Source organism: Pseudomonas sp. (genome assembly GCF_026224925.1).
GTDB lineage: Bacteria > Pseudomonadota > Gammaproteobacteria > Pseudomonadales > Pseudomonadaceae > Aquipseudomonas.
Genome location: NZ_JAMFRV010000060.1, coordinates 1 through 7,808, shown reverse-complemented (window position 1 = coordinate 7,808; position 7,808 = coordinate 1). Strand labels below are relative to the sequence as shown.

The 7,808-nt window shown below is 56.8% G+C and carries 7 protein-coding genes; all 7 read left to right on the top strand.

Annotation, left to right across the window (positions count from 1 at the left end; all coding sequences use genetic code 11):
* Positions 1–224: 224 nt before the first annotated feature.
* Entirely contained in the window at positions 225–1,160 is a 936-nt protein-coding gene (locus M0974_RS02560) for a LysR family transcriptional regulator (protein WP_297832329.1), read from the top strand.
* A gap of 117 nt (positions 1,161–1,277) precedes the next feature.
* Positions 1,278–2,471, top strand: coding sequence for a CaiB/BaiF CoA-transferase family protein (locus M0974_RS02555; protein ID WP_297832326.1), 1,194 nt, complete (start codon positions 1,278–1,280; stop codon positions 2,469–2,471).
* Positions 2,468–3,406 carry a hydroxymethylglutaryl-CoA lyase gene (locus M0974_RS02550; protein WP_297832323.1) on the top strand — a complete coding sequence of 313 codons (939 nt, stop codon included), beginning with the start codon at positions 2,468–2,470 and terminating at the stop codon, positions 3,404–3,406. The genes M0974_RS02555 and M0974_RS02550 overlap by 4 nt, the downstream gene beginning before the upstream one ends.
* A 97-nt stretch (positions 3,407–3,503) precedes the next feature.
* Positions 3,504–4,838 (top strand): MFS transporter, encoded by a 1,335-nt coding sequence (locus tag M0974_RS02545; protein WP_297832320.1) that lies wholly within the window; start codon positions 3,504–3,506, stop codon positions 4,836–4,838.
* 73 nt (positions 4,839–4,911) lie between these two features.
* Entirely contained in the window at positions 4,912–5,286 is a 375-nt protein-coding gene (locus M0974_RS02540; RefSeq protein ID WP_297832318.1) for a transcriptional regulator, read from the top strand.
* 201 nt (positions 5,287–5,487) lie between these two features.
* Positions 5,488–6,375, top strand: a complete 888-nt coding sequence (locus M0974_RS02535; RefSeq protein ID WP_297832315.1) for a Ku protein — start codon at positions 5,488–5,490, stop codon at positions 6,373–6,375.
* Between the two features lie 61 nt (positions 6,376–6,436).
* A partial coding sequence (gene ligD, locus M0974_RS02530; RefSeq protein WP_297832313.1) for a non-homologous end-joining DNA ligase occupies positions 6,437–7,808 on the top strand: 1,372 nt, incomplete at its 3' end.

Here is a 7,808-nt window from a genome sequence, read left to right as displayed (position 1 = left end):
CTTATCAGACATACCGCGGCGCTACCTTCGCGAACAAGTTCGCTCCCACCGGGATCTGTGAACTGCCGTCAAACATAGAATCCTCCACAGTTTTTGTGAACTGCGCCCCAAATCCGGCGGCATGCCGAGATTCGGTGGGAGCGAACTTGTTCGCGAAAAAGGCCTGCGCGGTTTCATGGCCTGGCGCTATCCTGCTGCATCGTGAAACCCGAGTACCGAACCCCATGCTGCACAAAAACCTAACCCGCCGTCTGGACCTGATCACCTTGCAGTTATTCGTTGCGGTGCATGAGGAGGGCACGTTGACCCGTGCGGCGGCGCGGGAGGCGATTGCGGTGTCGGCGGCCAGCAAACGTTTGATGGAACTGGAAGATGCGCTGGGTATTGGTCTGTTCGTGCGTAACGCCAAAGGCATGACGCTGACCGCTGCCGGGGAAACCCTGTTGCACCACGCACGGCGCATGCTGTTCGGCATGGAAAAGATGGGCCTGGAGTTGGACGAGCACATTCAGGGCGTTCGCGGTTACGTGCGGATGCTGGCGAACCTCTCGGCGATCATTCAGTTTTTACCGGAAGACCTGCACGATTTCGTCTCAAGCCACGAACAAGTGAAAATTGACTTGGAAGAGCGGCCCAGTACCGGCGTGGTGCAGGGCATCGTTGATGGCGTGGCGGACATCGGTATTTGCTCGGAAGACACCGACACCCAAGACCTGTTCAGTGTGCCGTATCGTCACGACACGTTGGTGGTGGTGATGCGCAGCGATCATCCGCTTGCTGAGCGTGATCACGTGGCATTCGCCGACACCCTGGACAGCGATCACATCGGCCTGCACTCTGCCAGTTCGATCAATATGCGTACCCATGCCGCTGCGCGTGCTTGCGGGCGGATACTGCGTCTGCGAATTCATGTGCCAGGGTTTGATGCCGTGTGCCGAATGGTTCAGGCGAACATGGGCATCGGTATTCTGCCACGCAAGGCTTATGAACTGTTTGGCCGCTCCCTCGGGCTGACCGCCGTGTCGCTCAGCGATGATTGGTCTGAACGCACGCTGATCCTGGTCGCGCGGGAGCTGGAAGCACTGTCACCGGTCAGTCGTTCATTGTTCGAGCACTTGCGACGCCTGAACACTCAGTTCATCGCGAAGGGCGCGAACTAGACGCTTCGCCGCGAGCGTTCGCGTTTGGCGAACGACGCTTGCCAACTGACGGTTTGATTATTCGCTGTGCAGTCCTCTACCTTTGGCTCAAATTCCAAGAACCATGAGGTACTGACGATGACTGCTCCCCTGAGCGGAATCCGTGTAATCGAAATCGGAACGCTGATTGCAGCCCCCTTTGCTGCGCGCCTGATGGCTGAATTCGGTGCCGAGGTCATTAAGATCGAATCGATGGGTCAAGGTGATCCTCTTCGTAAATGGCGAAAACTCCATGAGGGCACTTCCCTCTGGTGGTACCTGCAATCACGCAACAAAAAATCCCTCGCGCTAAACCTCAAATCCCCCGAAGGCATCGCCATCGTCAAGCAACTCGCCGAAAGCACTGACGTGCTGATCGAGAACTTGCGGCCCGGTGCGCTGGAGAAACTCGGGCTGGGTTGGGACGTTCTGCATGCGATAAACCCCAAGCTGACATTGGTGCGCATTTCTGGCTACGGCCAAACCGGCCCTTACCGTGACCGACCGGGCTTCGGTGCTATCGGCGAGGCCATGGGCGGCATTCGTTACACCACCGGCACCCCCGGCGCACCGCCTGCGCGGGTGGGCGTCAGCCTCGGTGATTCCCTGGCGTCGATGCACGCAGTAATGGGTGCGCTGATGTCGTTGCTGCGGGTCAAGACCGGGCAGGGCGATGGGCAGATTGTCGATGTGTCATTGGCTGAAAGCGTGTTCAACGTCATGGAAAGCCTGGTGCCGGAATACGACATGATGGGCCATGTGCGTGAACGCAGCGGCGGCGCTTTGCCGGGCATTGCGCCGTCCAATACTTACCCGACCGCCGATGGCGCGTATGTGGTGATTGCCGGCAACAGCGACCCGATTTTCAAGCGCTTGATGCAAGTCATTGGCCGCGCTGAATTGGCGGAAAATCCGGAATTTGCCCACAACGATGGTCGCGCGCTGCAAAGCAACATGCTCGACGACGCCATCAGCGTGTGGACCATGAGCCAGCCCATCGAGGTGGTCCTGCAAGCACTGGAAGCCGCTGAAGTGCCGGCCGGACGTATTTACTCGGTGGCCGACATCGTCGCCGATCCGCACTATCAAGCGCGGGGCATGATTCTCGACGCCGAATTACCAGGCGGCGCTGCCGTGAAAATGCCCGGTATTGTGCCGAAACTGTCTGAAACCCCCGGTTCGGTTAACTGGCAGGGTCCGACTCTGGGCCAACACACGGACAGCGTGCTCGACAGCTTGGGGCTCAGCGCCGACGACATCGCCCGCCTGAAAACCGAGGGCGTGGTGCAATGATTACTGACTATTGCGAACGCTTGATCGTGCAGGAAGTCGCCCCGCGTGACGGCCTGCAAATCGAACCGAAATGGGTGGAAACCGCCGACAAGATCGCTTTGATCGATCAACTGTCGCTGGCCGGTTTTTCTCGCATTGAAGCCGGTTCCTTCGTTTCCCCGAAAGCTATTCCGGCATTGCGCGACGGCGACGAAGTATTCCGTGGTATTCAGCGTCAGCCAGGGGTGATTTATGTCGCTTTAATCCCCAACCTGAAGGGCGCGCAGCGTGCTTTGGACGCTGGCGCCGATGAATTGAATTTGGTGATGTCCGCCAGCCAGACGCACAACCTGGCCAACATGCGCATGCGGCGCGAGCAATCGCTGAGCGGGTTTGGCGATGTCGTGGCATTGGCGCGTGGCACCTCGCTGAGCCTCAATGGCACTGTCGCTACCACCTTTGGTTGCCCCTTCGAAGGCGTGATCGACGAAGACAGTGTGCTGCACATTGTCGATGCCTACCTTGAATTGGGCATGCAAGGCATCACCCTTGCCGACACCACTGGCATGGCCAATCCGCGGCAGGTCTACCGACTGGTTCAGCGCGTATTGACCAGAGTGGCGCCCGCGCAATTGACCCTGCACTTTCACAACACTCGCGGTCTTGGGTTAAGCAACGTATTGGCAGCATATGAAGCAGGTGCGCGCCGCTTCGACGCCTCCCTCGGTGGCTTGGGCGGCTGCCCATTTGCGCCAGGCGCTTCGGGAAATATCTGCACCGAAGACTTGGTGAATATGTGCGAAGAAATGGGTATTCAGACCGGCATAGATCTGCCGCATTTGCTGCAGATGTCGCGCAGTTTGCCTGCGCTCCTGGGCCACGAAATGCCCGGTCAGGTCGCCAAAGCGGGGCGCAATAGCGACCTGCACCCCGCACCCGAAAATTTGCTCTTTTGATCCTGGTCCACGCTTGACCATGGGGGCGCCACGACGCCTCCGGACCCACAACAAAAACAATCGGACACCTATGGGAAGTCCGCCCGGAGACACTGAAATGACCATCTCTGTTTTGAACGCAGACAGCACACCTGCGCAAATTGTCGGCGCGGAAAAAGCCCTGATCAGCAAAGTCGCCTGGCGCCTGATGCCGCTGATCATGGTCTGTTATTTGTTTGCGTTCTTCGATCGCATCAACATCAGCTTTGCCAAATTCCAGTTACAGACTGACCTGAGCTTGAGCGACACCGCTTATGGCCTCGGTGCCGGCTTGTTTGTGGTCGGTTATGTGCTATTCGAAGTACCGAGCAATATGATGCTGTACAAGGTCGGCGCCCGGCGCTGGATCGCCAGGATCATGATGTCTTGGGGCGTGGCGACTGCATTGATGGTGTTCGTTAATACCGAATGGCAGTTCTATGCGCTGCGCTTTGTCATCGGCGCGATGGAAGCTGGTTTTGCGCCGGGCGTCTTGTACTACCTGACGCTGTGGTTTCCGCAGCACTATCGCGGGCGCATTACCTCGATGCTGTTCCTCGCTTCCGCATTTGCCGGGCTATTTGGTGCACCGATTTCGGGTCTGGTGCTCGGTCATCTTGATGGTGTGATGAACCTGCGCGGCTGGCATTGGTTGTTCCTGCTGGGCGGCTTGCCGTGTGTAGGGTTGGGGCTGCTGGTGCTGATGGTGCTTAAAGACAAAATTTCGGACGCCCACTGGCTGACCCCGCAGGAACAGACCTACCTGTCGAGCCGGATTGCCCATCACGAACCCCACAAAAGCGGGTCATTGCTGGCGGCACTAAAACTGCCCGGTTTCCTGATGCTTGGGCTGATTTACTTCCTGATTCAAGTGGCGTCGTACGGCCTGAACTTCTGGGCACCGCAGTTGATTCGCAGTGCCGGCACTGAAAGTCCGGTGATGATTGGATTGCTGACTGCGATTCCTTACATTTTCGGCGCGATCAGCATGGTGGTGGTCGGACGCTTGTCCGATGCCAGCGGCGAACGTCGCAAGTATGTGGCCGGGCTGGTAGTGCTGGGCGCCATCGGTTTCTTCAGTGCCGGGATATTTGCTAACCACACGGTGTTCCTGATCGTTGCCCTGAGCTTGCTCGGCGCAGGCATCGTCGCCTCGATCCCAGCGTTCTGGGCCTTGCCACCGAAGTTGTTGGCCGGAGCCGGGGCGGGCGCTGCAGGCGGCATTGCGGTGATCAACACCCTAGGCCAGTTCGGCGGCATCGTCAGTCCGGTCATGGTCGGTCGCATCAAAGACCTCACCGGCAGCACCACCCCAGCGCTGTACGTCATTGGCATCGCCTGCGTGATAGCTGCGGCGCTGTTGTTGTGGGCATTGCCGGCGAAGTTGCGTGAGTTGGACAAGACTGGGCATTGAGGGTGGTTTACCATTTAGCAACGCTGATTCTTTAGGGTTGCTAAATGGTTACTAACTTTCAAAAGGGATTCTGATGTCGTTAATCGAAACCGATACTGACTATCAAAAAGCACTGACGGTGATCGACGAATTAACCGACGGCCAAACTCTGGATGCCGTTGAGCAAACTTTGCTCGACACTCTCTGCGACACCGTGGGTCGTTACGAAGACCATGCGCCGCAGTTCGCCGCCTTCAATGCGGGTGTCGCTGCCCTGACCGATATTGATTTGATCAAGGCGCTGATGTTGCAGAACAAACTGACCGGAGCTGATCTTCCAGAAATAGGCGACAAAACCGTGGTGTCACGGATACTGAGCGGGCAACGCAAAATGACCGTGGAAATGATTGCCCGTCTGGCGGCACGTTTCCATGTTGATCCCGGTGTTTTTGTATCGCGTAACGTTTAGGTCGTTTTAATAATATCCTCATACCCCGCCGCGCAGTCGCTTCACCCTGTAGAGCCAACTTGTTGGCGAGGCTTAATACGGTGTTTCAGTTGAGCCGTTTCGCCAATAAGTTGGCTCCAGATTCCACCTCGTCGCCTTCCCCGAAACTTTGCTCTTGTGGCCCTGTCATTTAAAAACAGGGACCACGCAGGAAGTCAGGCGATGCCACGAGCAATCTGGAAGGGCGCGATCAGTTTCGGTCTGGTGCATATACCGGTCGCGCTGGTCTCTGCGACGTCTTCGAAAGGGGTGGATTTCGATTGGCTCGACAAGCGCAGCATGGACCCGGTTGGCTATAAGCGGATCAATAAGGTCACCGGTAAAGACATGACCAAGGAAAATATCGTCAAAGGTGTGCAGTACGAGAAGGGTCGCTACGTTGTGCTCAGCGAAGACGAAATTCGCTCTGCCCACCCCAAATCTACGCAAACCATCGAGATTTTCGGCTTTGTCGACAGTGAACAAATCCCCCTGCAGAACATCGACACCCCCTACTTCCTGACCCCCGACAAGCGCGGCGAGAAGGTTTACGCGTTGCTCCGTGAAACCTTGGTCGATACCAAAAAAGTCGCTTTGGCAAACGTTGTGCTGCACACCCGTCAACATTTGGCGGCGGTGATGCCACTGGATAGCGCCATGGTCCTGGTGATTCTTCGCTGGCCTGCCGAGGTCCGCGGGCTCGACACCCTTGAATTGACCGAAGCGGTCACCGAGGCAACGTTGAGCAAAAGTGAGCGCGACATGGCTAAGCGCTTGGTCAAGGACATGAGCGTTGATTGGCAGCCCGATGAATACCGCGACACCTTCGAGGAAAAAATCATGCAATTGGTCGAGACCAAGGCGCGTGAGGGCAAAATTGAAGATGTTGAAACCGACGCTGGCGAAACCGAACGCAAAAGCGCGAATGTTATCGACCTTACCGAATTGCTCAAACGCAGCCTAGGCGGCAAAAGTGCTGCCACGCCGGCTAAATCCTCTGAGAAAAAAACCGCAGCCGCGCCGGCGAAACGACGGGCGCCGGCTCGAAAGAAGACCACCAAAGTTTCTTGATCTGAGTTGAGGACACTGTTGCACGCACGTGTCCGTTCCAGTCCAGCGCAAGGTAGTGAATATGGCCAAGCCGTTAAGTGAATACGTTCGCAAACGCAACTTCGACGTGACGTCAGAGCCGTCTGAAGTTTCCGATGATAAGCCGACTCGAGGCCGCAGCAAGGCCTTGAGTTTTGTTATCCACAAGCATGATGCGCGCAATTTGCACTATGACTTTCGCCTGGAACTGGACGGCACGTTGAAAAGTTGGGCGGTGCCAAAGGGGCCAAGTCTGGACCCGAAAAATAAACGCCTGGCGGTGCATGTTGAGGACCACCCGTTGGGGTACGCAAACTTCGAAGGCAGCATCCCGCAAGGCCAATACGGCGCGGGTGATGTGATCGTTTGGGATCGTGGCATCTGGCAGCCACACGGTGATCCGCAGGAAACCTACAAGGAAGGCAAACTCAAATTTACCTTGGTCGGTGAGAAATTGACCGGAGAATGGGCGCTGGTGCGCACGCGGCTCAATGGCAGCGGCGACAAGGAACAGTGGTTGTTGATCAAGGAAAAAGACGAAATTGCCCGACCCGGCGACGAGTACGACATCGTTGAAGCGCTGCCGAAAAGCGTGGTCAGCGGCAAACGTGTCGGAAAAACCAAGCCGGTAAAAAAAACGGTGAAAGCTAAACCGAAAGCCGTAGTCACTAGCGTCCCGGAAAAGCTGGCGCCGCAGCTCGCCACGTTGGTAGACAAACCGCCCAGCGGCGATTGGTTATATGAAATTAAATTCGACGGTTACCGAATCCTCACTCACTTCGGTGATGGCCATGTGCGGCTGCTCAGTCGCAACGATAAAGACTGGACCGATCGTTTGCCTTTGCAAGCAAGGGCGCTGGCTGCCATGGGCCTCAAAGACACTTGGCTCGACGGCGAGGTGGTGATGCTCAATGACAAGGGCTTGCCGGATTTCCAGGCACTGCAAAACGCGTTCGACATCGGTCGCAGTAAAGACGTCGTTTATTTTCTGTTCGACGCGCCCTTTATCAACGGCGAGGACCTGCGGCAAGTGCCGGTAGAGCAACGTCGCGCCGCACTGAAAAAACTGATTGATGCGCAGCGCAGCCGGCTTTTACGCTTTTCCGACGCGTTCACCGCCAACCCTAGGGATATCGTCGAAAGCGCCAGCGCCATGTCGCTGGAGGGTGTTATCGGCAAACGGCTGGGCAGTCTCTACACGTCCAAACGCAGTACCGATTGGATCAAGCTCAAATGTCGTTTGCGTCAAGAATTCGTGATTGTGGGTTACACACGACCGCAAGGCAGTCGCAGTGGTTTTGGCGCTTTGCTACTGGCAGTCAATGAAGAGGGCGAACATCCGGGGCTGATTTATGCTGGCCGGGTGGGCACTGGTTTCAGTCAGGCGACGCTGAAGCAGTTGCACGGGAAGGTTG

Bases quoted from the DNA above. Each gene is read 5' to 3' on its own strand.
- M0974_RS02555 (WP_297832326.1), top strand. From the start codon at position 1,278: ATGACTGCTCCCCTGAGCGGAATCCGTGTAATCGAAATCGGAACGCTG.
- M0974_RS02540 (WP_297832318.1), top strand. From the start codon at position 4,912: ATGTCGTTAATCGAAACCGATACTGACTATCAAAAAGCACTGACGGTG.
- M0974_RS02560 (WP_297832329.1), top strand. From the start codon at position 225: ATGCTGCACAAAAACCTAACCCGCCGTCTGGACCTGATCACCTTGCAG.
- M0974_RS02535 (WP_297832315.1), top strand. From the start codon at position 5,488: ATGCCACGAGCAATCTGGAAGGGCGCGATCAGTTTCGGTCTGGTGCAT.
- M0974_RS02545 (WP_297832320.1), top strand. From the start codon at position 3,504: ATGACCATCTCTGTTTTGAACGCAGACAGCACACCTGCGCAAATTGTC.
- M0974_RS02550 (WP_297832323.1), top strand. From the start codon at position 2,468: ATGATTACTGACTATTGCGAACGCTTGATCGTGCAGGAAGTCGCCCCG.